The sequence below is a fragment of the Sedimenticola selenatireducens genome, from assembly GCF_963675335.2.
Lineage (GTDB): Bacteria > Pseudomonadota > Gammaproteobacteria > Chromatiales > Chromatiaceae > Sedimenticola > Sedimenticola selenatireducens.
This window is the reverse complement of the sequence record NZ_CAXXYC010000003.1, coordinates 249,785-266,836: the sequence shown is the minus strand read 5'-3', so window position 1 is coordinate 266,836 and position 17,052 is coordinate 249,785. Positions and strand designations below refer to the sequence as shown.

20 protein-coding genes are annotated in these 17,052 nt (G+C 55.4%); 2 read left to right on the top strand and 18 right to left on the bottom strand.

Annotated features, from left to right (window positions below):
- Positions 1–44 precede the first annotated feature (44 nt).
- The 6 genes from ACHZBF_RS04940 to ACHZBF_RS04915 all read right to left on the bottom strand — a co-directional run bounded on the left by ACHZBF_RS04940 (position 45) and on the right by ACHZBF_RS04915 (position 5,257).
- On the bottom strand, positions 45–1,304 hold the full coding sequence (locus ACHZBF_RS04940; protein WP_321527792.1) for an ABC transporter permease: 1,260 nt from the start codon (positions 1,302–1,304) through the stop codon (positions 45–47).
- Positions 1,305–1,317: 13 nt separating this feature from the next.
- Positions 1,318–2,022 carry an ABC transporter ATP-binding protein gene (locus ACHZBF_RS04935; protein ID WP_335342947.1) on the bottom strand — a complete coding sequence of 235 codons (705 nt, stop codon included), beginning with the start codon at positions 2,020–2,022 and terminating at the stop codon, positions 1,318–1,320.
- 51 nt (positions 2,023–2,073) lie between these two features.
- Complete coding sequence (locus ACHZBF_RS04930; RefSeq protein WP_321527791.1) at positions 2,074–2,664, bottom strand: DUF2796 domain-containing protein; 591 nt, start codon at positions 2,662–2,664, stop codon at positions 2,074–2,076.
- 672 nt (positions 2,665–3,336) lie between these two features.
- The gene (locus ACHZBF_RS04925) at positions 3,337–3,876 is read right to left on the bottom strand and encodes a DUF2058 domain-containing protein (protein WP_273440928.1); all 540 of its coding nucleotides are present in this window, start codon (positions 3,874–3,876) and stop codon (positions 3,337–3,339) included.
- Between the two features lie 22 nt (positions 3,877–3,898).
- The gene (locus ACHZBF_RS04920; protein WP_321527790.1) at positions 3,899–4,675 is read right to left on the bottom strand and encodes a class II glutamine amidotransferase; all 777 of its coding nucleotides are present in this window, start codon (positions 4,673–4,675) and stop codon (positions 3,899–3,901) included.
- A gap of 21 nt (positions 4,676–4,696) precedes the next feature.
- Positions 4,697–5,257, bottom strand: coding sequence for a class II aldolase/adducin family protein (locus ACHZBF_RS04915; protein ID WP_321527789.1), 561 nt, complete (start codon positions 5,255–5,257; stop codon positions 4,697–4,699).
- 193 nt (positions 5,258–5,450) lie between these two features.
- On the opposite strand from ACHZBF_RS04915, the gene modB reads away from it, so the two are divergent.
- Positions 5,451–6,134, top strand: coding sequence for a molybdate ABC transporter permease subunit (gene modB / locus ACHZBF_RS04910; RefSeq protein WP_037376269.1), 684 nt, complete (start codon positions 5,451–5,453; stop codon positions 6,132–6,134).
- Positions 6,131–7,210, top strand: a complete 1,080-nt coding sequence (modC, locus tag ACHZBF_RS04905; protein WP_029135180.1) for a molybdenum ABC transporter ATP-binding protein — start codon at positions 6,131–6,133, stop codon at positions 7,208–7,210. The genes modB and modC overlap by 4 nt, the downstream gene beginning before the upstream one ends.
- Here modC and mobB read toward each other — a convergent pair.
- The 12 genes from mobB to ACHZBF_RS04845 form a co-directional block, all read right to left on the bottom strand.
- On the bottom strand, positions 7,205–7,753 hold the full coding sequence (gene mobB, locus ACHZBF_RS04900) for a molybdopterin-guanine dinucleotide biosynthesis protein MobB (RefSeq protein ID WP_321527788.1): 549 nt from the start codon (positions 7,751–7,753) through the stop codon (positions 7,205–7,207). The two genes, modC and mobB, sit on opposite strands and share 6 nt — an antisense overlap.
- Before the next feature lie 4 nt (positions 7,754–7,757).
- On the bottom strand, positions 7,758–8,513 hold the full coding sequence (locus ACHZBF_RS04895; protein ID WP_321527787.1) for a DUF4197 domain-containing protein: 756 nt from the start codon (positions 8,511–8,513) through the stop codon (positions 7,758–7,760).
- 292 nt (positions 8,514–8,805) lie between these two features.
- Positions 8,806–9,117 (bottom strand): hypothetical protein, encoded by a 312-nt coding sequence (locus ACHZBF_RS04890; RefSeq protein WP_029135178.1) that lies wholly within the window; start codon positions 9,115–9,117, stop codon positions 8,806–8,808.
- 351 nt (positions 9,118–9,468) lie between these two features.
- Positions 9,469–9,747, bottom strand: a complete 279-nt coding sequence (locus ACHZBF_RS04885) for a DUF2802 domain-containing protein (protein ID WP_029135177.1) — start codon at positions 9,745–9,747, stop codon at positions 9,469–9,471.
- A gap of 106 nt (positions 9,748–9,853) precedes the next feature.
- Positions 9,854–10,030: a hypothetical protein gene (locus ACHZBF_RS04880; protein WP_321527786.1), complete on the bottom strand. Its 177-nt coding sequence runs from the start codon at positions 10,028–10,030 to the stop codon at positions 9,854–9,856.
- 25 nt (positions 10,031–10,055) lie between these two features.
- On the bottom strand, positions 10,056–10,538 hold the full coding sequence (locus tag ACHZBF_RS04875; protein ID WP_029135176.1) for a chemotaxis protein CheW: 483 nt from the start codon (positions 10,536–10,538) through the stop codon (positions 10,056–10,058).
- Between the two features lie 74 nt (positions 10,539–10,612).
- The gene (locus ACHZBF_RS04870) at positions 10,613–11,347 is read right to left on the bottom strand and encodes a chemotaxis protein CheW (RefSeq protein ID WP_288108271.1); all 735 of its coding nucleotides are present in this window, start codon (positions 11,345–11,347) and stop codon (positions 10,613–10,615) included.
- Positions 11,344–12,144 (bottom strand): ParA family protein, encoded by an 801-nt coding sequence (locus tag ACHZBF_RS04865; RefSeq protein ID WP_029135175.1) that lies wholly within the window; start codon positions 12,142–12,144, stop codon positions 11,344–11,346. Before ACHZBF_RS04865 ends, ACHZBF_RS04870 begins: the two co-directional genes overlap by 4 nt.
- Positions 12,141–12,971, bottom strand: coding sequence for a flagellar motor protein MotD (gene motD / locus ACHZBF_RS04860; RefSeq protein WP_051302787.1), 831 nt, complete (start codon positions 12,969–12,971; stop codon positions 12,141–12,143). Before motD ends, ACHZBF_RS04865 begins: the two co-directional genes overlap by 4 nt.
- Positions 12,971–13,711 (bottom strand): flagellar motor protein, encoded by a 741-nt coding sequence (locus ACHZBF_RS04855; RefSeq protein WP_029135174.1) that lies wholly within the window; start codon positions 13,709–13,711, stop codon positions 12,971–12,973. Before ACHZBF_RS04855 ends, motD begins: the two co-directional genes overlap by 1 nt.
- Before the next feature lies 1 nt (position 13,712).
- On the bottom strand, positions 13,713–14,768 hold the full coding sequence (locus ACHZBF_RS04850) for a protein-glutamate methylesterase/protein-glutamine glutaminase (protein ID WP_321527785.1): 1,056 nt from the start codon (positions 14,766–14,768) through the stop codon (positions 13,713–13,715).
- 57 nt (positions 14,769–14,825) lie between these two features.
- Positions 14,826–17,051 carry a chemotaxis protein CheA gene (locus ACHZBF_RS04845; RefSeq protein WP_321527784.1) on the bottom strand — a complete coding sequence of 742 codons (2,226 nt, stop codon included), beginning with the start codon at positions 17,049–17,051 and terminating at the stop codon, positions 14,826–14,828.
- Position 17,052: the final 1 nt, after the last annotated feature.

Sequence of the window (17,052 nt, the reverse complement as noted above, 5' to 3'; positions counted from 1 at the left end):
AGTCTCTTTCTCAACATTGTTGAATCTCTTTTAATGAAGTCGGATTAAAGCCGTATGGTCATGCCGTCGGCCAGCGAAAAACGATAAGCCCTATAAGCCGGTATCAAACCCACTAACAGTCCCGCACCAATGGCTGCCCCAATCAACATGTATTCATGAGCTGAAGGACTGTGGATTGGCAGAAAAAGTCCCAGTTGTGTCTGGATAATCGGCCGCGCTATCAACTGCGTTACATAGAGTGCGGCAACCCCCGTTACCGCTGCAATTGACATCACCACCCCCGCCTCACCAACAAAGAGTACGAATATATGCCAGGGACGCGCACCCACAGAGCGCAGGACAGCCATCTCGCGACGCCTTTCATTGAGGCTGGTAAGAATAGCCGTCATCATTCCACTGATGCCGACCAGCACCACCAGTATCGAAATAGCCAGCAGTGCCTTCTGGGCGATCGCCATGGTGTCCCACAACTCCTGTAGTGCCACCCCCGGCAACACAGCCAGCAATGGTTCTTCCGGATACTCATTAATGAATCGTTGGATGCGAAACGCTGCCAATCTTGATTTCAAGCCGACCAGCGCGGCAGTAATGGTCTTGGGCTTCAAATTCATCTGTCGTGTCTGCTCGGCATCGATCTGAAACCCGGACCTGGGGACGCCGTTTTCCCAACCGGCATGGATCGCCTCGATTCCCTCAAGACTGACGTGCACCGTCCTGTCCACGGGGGTACCGGTTTTATTCAAAATACCCACAATACGAAACGGTTTGTCATCATGCTGAACAAAACTCACATCACCTGTGCCATGTGCCAGCACAATCTCCTGCCCTAGGTTGTAGTTCAGTTCCTGGGCCACATCGGCGCCAATCACCGCATCGTAAACATCGGCAAACGCTGCCCCCATGGCAAATTCAAGCGCCTGTTCATCCCCATAATGATAGTGGCGAAAATAGTCGATGCTGGTGCCCAGCACGCGAAATCCGCGATGAGAATCCCCCAGTGACAATGGGACAGTCCAGGCCACCAGTGGCTGTTTCCTGATCTCTTCGTAGCTTTCCCAGGAGACGTTATTGGTCGGGTTGCCGATACGAAATACCGAATAGAGCAACAACTGCACCGGCCCGCTACGCGCACCGACGATCAGGTCAGTTCCGGAGATGGTATGGGCGAAACTTTCCCGTGCGTCGTTGCGCAGGCGCTCTACCCCAAGCAGCAGCATGATACTCAGTGCAATTGAGAATATCGTCAGGGCGATGGTGAATTTGCGATTCAGAATGCTTTTCAGGGCCAGGACAAGTATATGCATAGCACCCTCTTCCTCAGTTTACGGCACGGTTGATGTCGACGAGATGTATGCTGCGATCGAATTGCGGTTCCAGCGCTGAATCGTGACTGACAAACACCAGGGTAGTTTCCTGCTCAAGGCACTCCTTCAGCAGTAGTTGCAGAAAGTCACTGCGCCGGTCGGAATCCAGGGCCGAAGTGGGCTCATCGGCAATCACCAGTTCCGGGCTGCCGATCAACGCACGTGCTGCCGCCACCCGTTGCTGCTGACCAACGCTCAATTCCGTGACCGGCCGCTGCAGCATATCCGTAGAGAGGTCCAGATGCTCCAGCAGACGTACCGCCTCCTCCTCAACGCTGACCCCACGCTTCTCGATATTGTGTTTTCGCCGTTGCGAAAACCGACACGGTAACAGCACATTGTCGATTACCGGCAGATAGGGAATAAGATTGAACATCTGAAAAATAAAACCAATATGCTCGGCACGAAACGAGTCCCGTTTTGCACTACTCAGTTTATTGAGTTGCTGACCAAGCACTGACACGGTACCGGACTGGGGCAGCAACACACCACCGATCAGACTCAGCAGCGTGCTCTTCCCGCTACCACTTGCGCCTTTGATAAAGACACTTTCACCATGCTTGATATGCAGTTCAGGCAGATCAAGAGTTGGTGCATCTTCCATTCGCCAGTGGAAGCAGAGATTTTGTATTTTGATGGCATCTGTGTACACGCTCATTATGAGTATCCCCTAAGTAAAGGGATGATTGTCCACCATCCCTTTTCAGTGCTATTTCAGATTGAGGATACGCTTGTCTGGCGTCAGTTCCGTGCCGCCCTGATTAGTGGGTGTAATCATCTGGACCCTCAGACGATGTGTAGCCGGAAAATGTTCGAACAGCGACAACGTCAAAGCATTCAACTGCGCCGGTGACTCACAATTGAACTCATGGCTAACGTCAAAGTCAGCATGCGCATGTTCTTTTTCGTGCTTCCCGTCATGCTCATGCTCTTCGTCGTCATGTTTCTCATCATGTTCATGATGCGCTTCATTCTCCAGCAGCACCGACTCCACTTCCGACCGCACAAGCACACATTTTGCAGCCGGCGTCGGGGCAAACAGCTGTATGCCATCCTGGAGTAGTCGGGTAGCATGTGTAACCTGCCCCCTCTCCTCTTCGTTGTTGACCGGGTGTTCGAAGCCAACTACGTCCATGGCAGGCAGTGACAGATCAATCATCAGGGTGTTCTGGTCAACGGCCACATTGAGGTGGCCAGTGCCATGTTCATGTGCTTTATGGTGTCGGTGTACCTCGGCATGGACCGGGATGGCTGTGCAGCATGTCACCAGGAACAATACCGCCATATCGGGATTACGCATTCTATCTCTCCTCAACAGGCAACGCTCCATGCGCGCAAGTGCCCGGCGCGGGAGGTAGCCAAGTGCTAAACCAATGCTAAAAAGTGTTCGAGATAGGAGATAAAGGGGGGTGCACGTGCCTCATTGGCACGGACAGGAAGGGCAATGAAGGCGATTTCAATGAAGGTGCCGGATACTATCTCCGGCAAGACCGGTATTGGTGAAAAACCGACGACGGGTAAAGCGGCGCTACCATATGCTCCCAATTGGCAGATCTGACAGTCAGTATCCGCTCCCAGGGACTCATCGTGGTGATTGTGAACAGCGAATGTCCACATCCCCAACAGCAACAAGCCAATGATCGCCAGCACAACAGTCTGACGATGTCGGATCGGACCACCTATACTCAGTGACTCTACGTGCATACCGATCTGCATGAACCTCATTGGGGTGAAGTGGATTGAGACTCCCGTGAAAATAGATAGTTCCCAATTCAGTAATCGTTACATTATAACATAATGTTGGTCGAGTAAATTGGGAAAGTATCAGCGGACATGGGAGACTACGGAGCTAAGGAACAAATGCCCACTTCCGACTAAATACAGAAGCAAGTTATCCAGCAATCTGACACTGCAGATCAAGTCTGCACTACTGCCCGTTGACTAACCCTTAGCAATTTATTCTATGACTGCTTTACCACATCAGATCATCCGGCACCTGGAAATCGGCATAGGGATCTTCTGCATCCACCTGCGCCTCTGACTGGTTCCGCAATACAATCGTATCGGCGTCCCGTTGCTGAATTTTTTCGGCCACGCCAATGGGTACCACGGCATAACGATCATCAAACCGGGCAATGGCCAACTGTCCACGACTGAGTCGTGACTGAACCTGCTCAGTGACATAGAGCTTTTTAATCTTGCTGCCATCGGTGAAGCTGTAGGGTAGCTCACCGCCCTCCAGTACAACCTGGTTCATCTCAACCAACTGGCGGATCTGTGCCTTAATGGCGCGTTTGTCGGCCTCGGCCTTGCGCTGGAGATTAAGCTGCCGGTCCCGTTCGACCTGCGCGCGCCGGGCCTCTCTGGCGGCCTGTTTGACTTCATCCGTCGACTTGGCACTCCCCTTTCGCACCTGTTTGGCCTGCTTCTGTTTCTCTTTGCGGACATCGCTGGCCTTTTTCTTATCCACCAGGCCCGCTTTGAGCAGCTGATCCTGTAATGAGATACCCATCAATCACTCCTCATACAATTTGCTAATCTGTAAAATATTCAGCCACGGCGCCATTTTGAAACACCATGCACTGTCCCGGTGCTATCCGGGTCCACGCCTCATTGGCGGTCAGTGGTTCCGTGGCGATTACAGCGACCCGATCCCTTGGTGTGGTGACCTGCTTGAAATCCACCGACACATCCAAATCCTTCAGTTTCGCCTTGTCGAACGGATGCTGACGAACCAGGTAGTGCAGATCCGTGCTGCAGTGGGCCAAAAGGAACTCGCCATTGGAGAGCAGAAAATTGAACGTGCCAAGCTGTGCAATCTGGTACGCCTTTTCGCGTATCGCCCGACAAAGCTCCTCGATGTCGGGCCGTTTTTCAAAGCGTTGTCGCAAATACTCCAGAATGACGCAAAAGGCGCGTTCGCTGTCAGTGGTACCCACCGGCTGGTAACAGCCATCAAGTTCCGGCTCATAATTGAACAGATCACCATTATGGGCAAACACCCAGTATTCACCCCATAGCTCCCGGATGAACGGATGGGTATTCTCCAGTCGCACTGCCCCGACACTCGCCTTGCGGATATGGGCGATAACATTCATCGAGTGGATTGGATAACGCTTGACCAGATCAGACACTACCGAATCTGCCGAGGGCTGCACGTCCATGAAGGTGCGGCACCCCTTGCCTTCAAAAAAGGCGATTCCCCATCCATCCCGATGCTCATCCGTGTCACCACCACGCCGGGCAAAACCCTCGAAGGAAAAGCAGATATCGGTGGGTACGTTGCAGTTCATTCCCAGCAATTGGCACATGATTCAGGTCCGCATCCGGTTCTAATCCACGCTGCCCAGTTGGTGGGCAATAAAGGCGGTTTTAGCCGACAGCTCCAGTGAGCAGGTCCACTTGTAAGCCAGATTCAGCGTCTCTCCCACAGCATAGACACCGTGCCCCCGTACCACGGTGATACGGTGCGTTTTCAGCATGGCGGCAACCGCCGCCGGTGCCTGGGCCACGTAATCGGCATAGGCAATGGTGATCACCGGTACCTGGGGGAAATAGAGTTGTCCCTCAAAATCCACCGGGATAAACGTCTCCCCATTCAGGGTTGACGCCACGCTGTAGGGACCATGGCTGTGCAGTACTGCGGTGGCGGCGGAATTCTGTTGATACACCTGCTGATGCAGGGGGCCATCCAGTGAGGCACCGGCGGGGCAGCCTTGTGAAACAGAACAGGCCACCAGATCATTGACCGACAAGGTATCGGCACAGGCACCCGTGGGGGTTATCCAGAACCGATCCCCCTCGCGCACCGAAGCATTGCCGCTGTGTGAATCGTTGTTACCGTGCCGCCTCAGCCACCGGTAATACTGCACCAGCTGTTCACGCAATTCCATCCCACCCCCTAGCTCTGTCCTATTGGCCTATGATAGGCGAATTATCCCTTTATCAGTACAATAACGGAAATCCCCTTACTGGATTCATTATGCAATCAATCAGCAACAGAGGCGTGCCGGAACAGCCGCTGGCTCACGATTTCAGCGGCCCACGCGCTACCGCGGCCTGCAGCGTTGGGGTTCTGTCACCTTGATGGGGCCAAATGACCTTGCGGCACTCTGGGTCACGCTGCGGCTGGCCCTGACTTCCACCCTGCTGCTGCTGCTGCTCGGCACACCGGTCGCCTGGTGGCTGGCCCGCTCCCACTCCCGCGTACGCACCCTGGTGGAGACTGTTATCGCGCTGCCGCTGGTGCTGCCCCCAACAGTGCTCGGGTTCTATCTGCTCATTGCCCTCTCCCCCAACGGACTCCTCGGAGCCAGCTGGATTGCACTTGGGGGGTCTGGGCTGGCCTTCACCTTTACCGGCCTGGTAATCGGCTCGGTGCTCTATTCCATGCCTTTTGTGGTTCAACCCCTGCAGAACGCCTTTGCCGCTATTGACAGGCGTACCCTCGAAGCCGCCAGCACCCTGCGCGCATCACCCCTGGACTGCTTCTTTTCCGTGATAATACCCCTGGCCCGCCCCGGATTGATCACCGCCGCCACATTGGGATTTGCCCACACCCTGGGTGAATTCGGTGTGGTGCTGATGATTGGCGGCAATATACCGGGCAAGACCCAGGTGCTCTCCATTGCCATTTATGATCATGTGGAATCGCTGGAATATGGGCAGGCCCATCTGCTCTCGGCCGGACTGCTGCTCTTCTCATTTCTGATCCTGTTCCTGGTCTACCGCATGAACGGAACCAGCCTGTTGCGCCGGGAGACCCGGTGAGCAACGGCATCACATTCCGTTTCAAGCTTCCGCTGGGCACTTTTACCCTCGATGCGGCGGGAGAAATCCCTACTCAGGGGGTAACGGCCCTGTTTGGCCGCTCAGGTTGTGGCAAGACCTCGCTGTTACGCTGTATAGCGGGCCTGGAACAGGCCGCTGATGCATTTCTCTCCATCTCGGGTGAATGCTGGCATGACAGCGCGAACGGTTTTTATCTGCCGCCACACAAGCGTGCCATCGGTTATGTATTCCAGGAAGGGATGCTGTTTCCACATTTGCGGGTCAGGGAGAACCTGAACTTTGGCTACCGCCGGACGCCATCCAGTCAGCGCACAGGAGACTTTGATCGGGTGGTGCATCTGCTGGGATTGGATTCATTACTCGATCGCAGCCCGGCACAACTCTCCGGTGGCGAGAAGCAGCGGGTGGCCATCGGCAGGGCGCTGCTCAACCACCCACGCTTGCTGCTGATGGACGAACCAATGGCTGCACTGGACAGGGGACATAAAAAAGAGATTCTCCCTTATCTGGAACGGCTTCACGGGGAGTCCAATATCCCGATCATTTATGTCACCCACGATCTGAATGAACTGTCCCGGATTGCCGACCACCTGGTGTTGATCGAGCAGGGAACTATTCTGGCGGCCGGCCCATTGACCGAGTTGCTGGCGCGGGTGGACCTGCCGATCGCACGGGATGAGGAGGCCGGCGCCCTCTTTGACACCCGAATTATCCATCATGACGAGACCTACCACCTGACCCGGCTGGCATTTTCAGGGGGTGAGTTAACCGTGGGCTGGATCGACCGTCCGGCCGGGGAAATGGTACGAATCCGCATCCATGCCAAGGATGTAAGTCTGGCACTGGATCCTCCGGGCTTGAGCAGTATTCTGAATGTGCTGCCGGTGACCGTGGTCGAGATGGCCGCGCATGGGCGGGGACGCATGATAGTGAAGCTCGACCTGGGCGGGACACCGCTGCTGGCCCGTATCACCCAGAAATCCCAGGCCAATCTGGACCTCAAACCCGGCATGCGAGTCTATGCCCAGATCAAGAGCGTCGCGCTCACCCTATGATGACGAGTGCAGCCGTGCAGCCTGATACTGCACCAGCCAGTCAATAATAAACCCGACAATCTGCTGCGCGTCATTGAGATTGAGTAAAGGCAAGGGCAAATCTTTGGGTGGATCACCGTCACAGGCAAAAGCGACAATAGTTGGATCATCAGGATAGATCAGGGGTTTTCCAAGCAGCCTGCGGTGCAGCTCGATTTTCGGAAAAGCCACATGTTTAAAACCTTCTACCAGAATCAGATCCAGTTTCGTATGATCCAGTTGCTCGATCATATCCTGCAGCACCGGATCACCCGCCCCCTGGGTCTCTACCATCAACGCCCAGCGACGCCCCGATGCCACCAGCATCTGCGACGCCCCTGCTTTGCGCAGCTCATAGCTGTCCTTGCCCGGCTGGTCGATATCAAAATCGTGATGGGTATGCTTAACCATACCGACACGCAACCCCCGTTCACGTAACAGGGGCAGCAGCTTCTTCAACAGCGAGGTTTTGCCGGTTCCACTATAGGCGGCAAAACCGAGGACCGGTAGTTCTGCACTCAACACGTAACTATTTACCCAGGCTGCCAAACACCGTTTTCAGGATATCCGTGGTTCGGGCAACCGGGTCGTTTCGAATCAGCTGCTCCTGCTCAGCCAACTTCAGGAACAGGCCATCCAGCGCCTTGGCTGTCACATACTTGTCCAGATCCAGCGAGTCCATATCCACATAGGAACCCAAAAAACCCACCTGCCCCACCAGATCCTTATAGGAAGAGGTTACGCCGGCCTGCTTGGTAGCCTCCTGTACGATGGGCAGAATGGCTTCACTCAGCCGGCCACTCCCCTTGTTCTTGAAATACTCGGTCGCTGCGGTATCACCACCGTTAAGAATGCCCCGGGCATCCTCCAGGGACATCTGCCGAATGGTGTCGCCAAAGATCGAGACAGTTTCGGGAACCGCTTTTTCCGCCGCCCTGTTCATGGTGGTCTCAAACTCATCCACCAGCTCATCCTGACCAATAGCCCTGAGTCCTTTGGCCACACTTTTCAGTCCGTCAGGGAGCGGGATCTTCACCTGGGCATCATTCAGGTAGCCCCCCGGTCGGCCGAGCAGGGCAATCGCCTTCTCGGTGCCAACGCTCAAGGCATCTTTAAGCCCCTGAATTATCTGTTCATTGCTCAGCGCGGTGGTAGCAGTGGATGTATCACTCTTGTCTACCGCTTCCTTGGCCGATTTGAGCCAGGACTTCCAGTCCGCATGGGCAGCCCCACCGAGGAGTGCCACACCCAACAGAAATGCGGAAAAAACCTGTTTCTGCCGCATAAATACCCCCGATATCTTGGTCATCTCTCGCGTCTAATAGCATTTACAGGGACGACCGCCCTGCCCGTTACGTACTGTATCAGTGTAACAGAAGCACGACGACTGCAGGAATTTCGACTCCGATAAGGGAGTTGGCTCGACAGAAAGGAAAAGAAGCGAATATTTGTGGACGTGCGAATAATCGGGGAAGGTGCGATTTCTGAAGCTAGTGCCGAACGTCGGGGTTTTACTGACTAATAATTGAGAGCAAAACCCCGACAGCGAGGAGCGGCATCGTTTGGCAACGGCAGGGTCAGCGGGAAGCGCCGGTACCCATCAGCAGCGCAAACTTCAAGGCCTCGTAGCGGCTGACGCGCGCGGCCTGGTTTACCGGGGCGTTGCAGCTAAAGCCCGGTGTACAGAACGGCAGCCGTGTCACGGCTTTAGATTTCGCTATCACCGCGCTCTCCTGCAGGTGAGACGTGATAACAGGCAATCCGTTTCCGGCCGGAATTGATTGATAAGACTGTGTGGTACCCATAGCGGTGGTTGATGCCGTTGCCAGCATGATAAGACCCACCAGAGTTTTAGAACCGGTATGTTCTGAACCGTATAATCTGCCCATGATTCCACCTCATTTTTCTGCCCGGAATTCACCCTCTGAAAGCAAGTCTGGACATATCATCAGTAAGAAACAAGGGTTGAAACACCATTCCGGCTGGTTTATCTGCAAAGCGGTACAGCAATCCCATTACGGCTATCGACAGCCTCCCAAACCGCCCGGAACGCCTTGGCATTTAATAAGTCGACTGGTTCACACAAGCTATTAATTCGCATGACTGATATCGCAACTGAAGTGGTTAAGACCTGTACAGGGAGGGGGGGTTATTGCCCATTCTACCCCCATGAAGCCGCTACGGAATGTACATGGAGGGGTTTATCTTTAGCCGGAAGAGATGCCGGCTCAGACCGACTGTTATTTCGAGCCGTGCAGCATCACTACCAGATCAGCTTCACTTCTGCTCAATCCCAACTCCTGTACCAGCACGCTGGCAGTGGCACCCTGCTGGACCATTTGAATCGCTTCCCCATAGGGACGATCCGGCTGACTTGATTCAATGGATTCCTGTCTATGTGCCAGATCACGTCCGGTGCGTTCAAGGTTGCTGACCCGCTGGTCAACGCCCACCGCGCCGGAACAGAGCGCATTGAGATTTTCAGTAAGGGAGTGAACCTGCGCCTCGACTTCTTTCAACCGTTTAGTGGAATCACGGAGACGAAGACCAACGAGGAGCAAGGCTGTAATTGCCCCCGCTGCCAGGAGAAGTGAGACAAGCGAAATGATTTCCATAACAGGTCAATCAGGCGTAATCGTCGATTTGTGGATATTTTTCCCCCCCTTCGCCTGCCGGCTCCGGGGGGAGTTTTTTTTTCTTTTGCTTGTCCTGCGACTCGGACCCGGTGCGCTTCTGCCTGGATTCATCACGCCGCACAGGCCAGGCTGGCTTGACTGGTGTTGGCTGGCTGATTTCCGACATGGTTCACCTCCTGGTACCGTTTATATCAGAACATACCGACCTGATCCCACTCTTCTTCGCTCAATAACTTGTTCAGGTCCACCACAATCAGTAGATCGTTTTCACGTGTTGCAACGCCCTGGATAAACTTGGAACTGTCTTCGTTGCCAACATTCGGCGCTGAATCGATCTCCGATCCGCGCAGCTCAACCACCTCGGCGACACTATCCACCAGAATGCCGACTACCTGCATCTCGGATTCAATAATCACAATCCGGCTCGCTTCATCGATATCCCCCGGGGGTAATCCAAAGCGGCTGCGGGTGTCGATTACGGTAACGACATTGCCACGCAGATTAATGATCCCCAGCACATAGGGGGGAGCTCCGGGTACCGGAGCTATCTCCGTAACCCGCAGCACCTCCTGTACATGCATCACATTGATGCCATAGGTCTCATCTTCCAGACGGAATGTAACCAGTTGATAAACCGGATCATTTGCTGAACCCTCGGCAACGCGAGTAGTCATGGCCGTACCTCTGCTTCACCAAAATTATATGTCAATTTCATGACACCCTTGGGGCAATACTGAAATTAACAGCATTATTTATGCCCAACCATATCCAACAGTGCATCGACATTGAGCAGTACACTCAGTTGGTCAATGACCGTGCCGGCCATCCAGGAACGGTAACCCTCTCCCCTGCGCCAGCGAACATCATCTTTCCCCAGTGTCAGCGGGCTTTGCAGGCTATCGCAAGCCAGTCCCCAGCGGCCATCCCCGACTATCAGTACATGGCTGCCACGCTGTCGCCTCTCGGACACTTTCTCCAGACGCTCAGGCATGATCAGTTGGGCGGTATCGATGACCACAACACGTTGGTCCCGATGTACAAACACCCCCATATACCAGTCGGGCTGACCGGGAATCTGCGTCAGATCCTGATCCCACTCGGAGATACTGCAGAGCGACATAAGTGGTACCACCAGGTTCATACCGCGGACCTTGAAAGGCAGGCATTGGAACCTTGATGCCCCCCAGTCCGGAACAATCTCGGCAGTTTCACTCGGCTGCTCTTCGGGTATCTCTACTGCTGTATCGACCGTCTGAGCGGTTTCTATAGCCGGCGGCGGCTGAACCGGGGCTTCCGCATGGACTCCCTGGCGGATCTCCACCACCTGTGCCAGCCTCGGCTGTTCCTGAACAGGAGCCGTCGGCGTCTGTTTCGGCGTCTCCTGGTACTCTTCCACCTCACTCAGCAAGGCGGACAGATAACTATCGATCGCCTGCTCCGGGGCATGCAATACCGCCTTGGGCTTGTTCGGATCCGTGCTCATCGTGCAACACCCGGGACAGGCATTGATATCGCCTCACTCTGTAGCAGTTCAAGCAGCGCCGTGTATGCTTCCACACCTTTACCCCTCGGGTCCGCCACCGGCGGCGGCAAACCCACCTTGCTCGCCTCCCGAAAACGGGTATCCACCGGGATAACGCCGCTCCAGATGTGCTGTCGGTATGTCTCCCTGAGTACGCGTAAACTATCCACCGAGGCCCGGGTGCGGCGATCAAACATGGTGGGTACGATGGTGTACGGGAGTGGTGTTGTCCTCGACTTGAGTACCATTTTCAACGTATGCAGCATACGCTCCAGGCCTTTCAGTGCAAGAAATTCCGTCTGCACCGGGATAACCAGCCGTTCACAGGCGGCCAGCGCGTTGACCATGAGTACGCCCAGCATCGGTGGGCAATCGATCATCACATAGTCAAATTGTCCTGATAGTGATTCAAAAGCCCGCTTGAGCACCAGCCCCATCCCTTCCATACGCCCCGCCTGTCGGTCCAGCGTTGCCAGGGCTACCGATGCAGGCAACAGTTGCAATCCCTCGGTACCGGTCTGGTACAACAGGGTAGCGGGGTCGATAGGCTTTTTTTCGGCCGCCGCCTGAAACAGGCTGTATGTGCTCTCTTCAATGACATCCGGGTCATAGCGGAAATAGCTGGTTAGCGAACCATGTGGATCAATGTCCACCAGCAGCGTACGAAATCCCCACACCGAGAGCAGACCGCCCAGGGTAACCGCCGTGGTGGTTTTTCCCACCCCACCCTTCTGATTGGCGATGGTCCAGACTTTCATCCTCCACCCCCGCTTGTGGATTCCGGCGTGTATTCGGTTCCGTCCGTCATCTGTTGCGACATTATCAGCAGGTTGACCCGTCGGTTGTTCCTTCTTCCCTCGACGGAATCATTGCTGGAAAGTGGACGGAACTCACCGTAGCCGATAGCGGCCATCCGCTCCGAGGCAACACCCAACTTGGCAAAATAGTGCACCACACTGGCCGCGCGAGCCGCTGAAAGCTCCCAGTTGGATGGGAAACTGATGGTACTGATCGGTACATTGTCAGTATGCCCCTCCACATTGATCATATTGGGTAATGGTTTAACGATGAGGATCACATTCCGCAACGCCTTCAGGGCCTCCCTGGAGAGCCTGGCACTGCCGCTTTCAAAGAGCATACTGCTCTTCATCTCCACCTCAACACCCCGATCAGTGCGGGTCACATTGACCAGCCCCTGATTAACATATTCCAGCAGCGCCTGGGAAAGTTCGTTTTCTACCGAGTCCAATGTGCGGATATCAACGATCGAGGTGCCATTCATCTCCTCGGACAAGGTATCCGAAGGAATGGATGCGGGCGGATTTTGTGCCGGCACGACAGGTTCACCCATCTGCGGTGTCAGACTACGCAACTCTTCCCCAACCTGTATGGGATCGCTGCTGCGTACCGGGGCGACAAAGGCTTCCGTCAGGGTATTCGACAGCACCCGGTACTTGCCGTCATTCACCGATGAAATCGAGTACATGACAACAAAAAAGGCAAACAACAGGGTGATAAAGTCGGCATAGGAGACCAGCCACCGTTCGTGGTTTTCGTGCTCTTCATGCCGTCTTCTGCGCGCCATCAGATGATATATCCCTGAAGCTTTGATTCGATATTGCGCGGATTCTCCCCTTCAGCGATGGACACGATGCCTTCAACCACCATCTCCCGATAATGTGTCTGGCTAAAGGCGAGCGCCTTCAACTTGTTACCGAATGGGAGCAGAAACAGGTTTGCCAAGCCGACGCCATAGATTGTAGCCACAAATGCCGTGGCAATACCGCTGCCCAGCTTACTGGGATCAGCCAGATTCTGCATGACGTGAATCAGCCCCATCACCGCACCGATAATCCCGATCGTGGGCGAAAAGCCCCCCATACCTTCAAAAACCTTCGCTGCCTGGAGATCATGATGTTCACGGGTCTCTATCTCCACCTCCAGAATATTGCGGATCACTTCGGGTTCACTGCCGTCCACCAGCAACTGCATGCCCTTGCGGATAAACAGGTCAGGTTCCTTTTCGGCAATCTCCTCCAATCCAAGCAGCCCCTCTTTCCTGGCGATATTGCTCCAGTCAACCAGCTTCTTGATAGTGGGATTCAGCTTTTGTCGCGGTGGTCTGAATACATTCCCGGCAGAACGCAGGGCGTGCAGAAACACCACCATGGGTGTCTGTAGCATGATGGCACCGATGGTACCGCCGAACACGATGACCAGCGCCGGACCGTTGGCCAGTGCGCCGACATCCCCACCTTCCAGCGCATTGCCGCCCAGAATGGCGCCGAATGCGATGATCATGCCGACTATGCTCAGATAATCCACACTACACCGCCTTGATCAGACTGGGTCCGATATCCGCCAGGTTGAGCACGCGATCGGACAGCCCCGCCTTTTCAACCGCCTGAGGCATGCCATAGACCACACAGCTCTCTTCACTTTGCGACCAGACGGTTGAACCGCCCTCCTTGAGCGCCCGTGCCGCCTGTTTTCCATCGGCACCCATGCCGGTCAGGATGATTGCCAGCACATCGCGCGGCATCAGGCGCGCCGCCGAGCCAAGGCTTACATCAACACAGGGGCGATAGGTCTGATCCGAGGTACTCTCCTTGATCCGGATCACCGTACCCTCGCCACGGCGCTCCAGGACCATCTGTTTTCCACCCGGCGCGAGATAGGCATGCGCGGGTCGCAGCAGATCCCCGTCCGCCGCTTCCTTGATCGTGATGGAGCACTGGGAATCAAGCCGTTCCGCATAGGCCGGGGTAAAACTGGCCGGCATGTGCACAACAATGATAATCGGCAGGGGAAAGTTCGCCGGCAGCGAAGCGAGTAAAGTCTGAATAGCTACCGGACCGCCGGTCGACGCTCCTATCGCGACCAGTTTGTAACTGCCTCTATGGACCGGAACAACGGCTCTCTGCTCGACAGGCCTGGCGACCGGCTGTGGTTTTATGATAGTCCCAAGCCGGCGGGTAACACCGCGCGTACCGATCGCCAGCACCCGACGCGCCAGTAGTGTTGAGGCCTCCCGGTTGGTGGCGCTGTCAAACTGTTTCGGCAGAAAATCCACCGCTCCCGCTTCCAGGGCATCCAGCGTGGCCTTGGCACCTTCATGGGTCAGTGATGAAAACATCAGGATCGGTATCGGATTTTCCGCCACAATGCGCTTTACCGCACTGATACCATCGAGCACCGGCATCTCCACATCCATGGTGATGACATCGGGTTTCAGTCTACGGGCCTCGATAATGGCGCTCCGGCCGTCACCGGCGAAGCCGACCACCTCGATCATCGGATCATTGCCCAGCATGGCGGCGATCCTTCTGCGAAAGAAGGCAGAATCGTCAACCACCAGCACACGGACCTTGGAGGCAATCATTACCGTGTTACTCGCAGATTACCGGTTGCGGACAGAGAACAGCTCTGGTAATTCCGGTCAGCGACGGGCATATTTTCTCATCAGCCCAGGAATATCCAGAATAAGGGCAATATTTCCATCGCCCGTGATGGTGGCGCCTGCCATGCCATCCAATCCCTGCAGCAGTGCTCCCAACGGTTTGATCACTACCTCCTCCTGACCGATCAGGTGATCCACCACCAGGCCGACCTGGGTATTCCCCACGGTGACCACCACCACGTGTCCACTCGCTTCCCGGTTTCCCCGGGCACTACCGGGAACCAGCCATTTATGCAGATAGAAGAGCGGCAGTGCACGCTCCCGCACCATGATGGTCAGCTGGCCATCCACCACGTTGGTGCGCTTCAGGTCGAGATTGAATATCTCCACCACACTGGCCAGCGGCAACGCGAACGGCTGCTTGCCCAGCACTACCATGAGAGTCGGCAGAATGGCCAGCGTCAGCGGCAGCTTGATGGTAATCAGACTACCTTTGCCATATTCGGAGTCGATCTCCACCTGACCGTTCATCTGGGCAATACGGGTCTTGACCACATCCATACCGACACCCCGTCCCGACACATCGGAAATCTCGGTCTTGGTCGAAAAGCCAGCCGCAAAAATCAGGTTATAGCAACCCTTGTCGTCCAGACGGGCCGCCGCCTCTTCATCCATCATGCCTTTTTCAACCGCCTTACGACGCAGCACATTGGGGTCCATGCCTTTGCCGTCGTCGGCGATGGTCAACAGGATATGGTCGCCGGCCTGGGCAGCGGAGAGTACCACCTTACCCTTGCGCGGTTTTCCGGCGGCCTCTCTCTCGTCCGGGCTCTCGATACCGTGATCGACAGCATTGCGCACCAGATGCACCATGGGATCAGACAGCGCCTCGACCAGGTTCTTGTCCAGATCGGTCTCCTCGCCATGCAGTTCAAGATCGATCTCTTTCTTGAGGCTGCGCGCCAGATCCCTGACCACACGGGGAAAACGGCCGAACACCTTTTTCACCGGCTGCATCCGGGTCTTCATTACCGAGTTCTGCAGATCGGATGTCACTACGTCCAGGTTGGCTACCGCTGTGGCAACCTCTTCATCCCCCAGTTTGGCCTTGAGGGTTTCGAGTCGGTTTCGCACCAGCACCAGCTCACCGACCATGTTCATGATCTCATCCAGCCTGGCGGTATCGACACGGATGGTGGTCTCTGCTGCGGCAGGAGGGGACTTGCGCGCCTGTGCTTGCGCACTTTCCGTTTTTTCGGGTGCTTTGGCCGGGGCCGGCCGGCTGATAGTCGGCTTCGGTTTTTCAGACGAGGCCGCTGGCTTTGCCGCAGACTCCGGTTTTCCGACTACCGCACCGGAAGGCTTATTCGCGGCTTCCGCCGAACCATTGATCGCGCCAAATTTGCCTTTGCCATGCAATTCATCGAGAAGCGCATCAAACTCCTCTTCGGTGATATCATCGGATTCGGTAGCCGCCGCTTGGGGGGCAACCACAGCGGATGTCTGTTCACCTGTTGCAGGCAGACCGCCAAACTGACCTTTGCCATGCAACTGGTCCAGCAGATCCTCAAACTCATCTTCCGTAATATCATCACTGCCCGCCGCCAGCGGTTGCGAAGCCGGCGCCGGTTTTGCTGCAGGGGCCTGTGCTGGCGTCCCGCCGTGCTTACCGGTTCCGTGGAGTTGATCGAGCAGCTTTTCAAACTCTTCTTCCGTGATGTCATCACCGCCGAGAGCTGGGTCGGAAAACGACCCTGATGCGGATGCTGTCGCTGTCTCCTCAAGTTCCGCAGTGGCAAATTCCAGCTCTGGTTCCGGTTCTGCTACGACAACCGGTTCCACCGCCTGGACTGTAGACTCTGCAACCGCCTCGCTTTCAGGGATGGCAAGCTGATGCAGCGTCTCGATCAGTCCGGGATCGGCCTCATCCGGCTCTTCACCAGACTGCACCCGGGCAAACATCTCGTTCACCACGTCCAGTACCTGCAGAACGGCATCCATGAGTGCCGCATCCACACGCCGCTGCCCCTGGCGCAATATGTTAAATACATCTTCCGCCCGGTGGCAGACGGTTACCAGCGGGTCAATACTCAGAAACCCCGCACCGCCCTTGATTGTATGGAAGCCACGAAATACCGCGTTTAACAGATCATAATCGTCAGGACGCTGCTCCAGATCCACCAACTGTTCATTCAGCTGCTCAAGTATCTCCCCGGCCTCAACCAGAAAGTCCTGCAGGATCTCGTCATCCATATCAATGGCCATG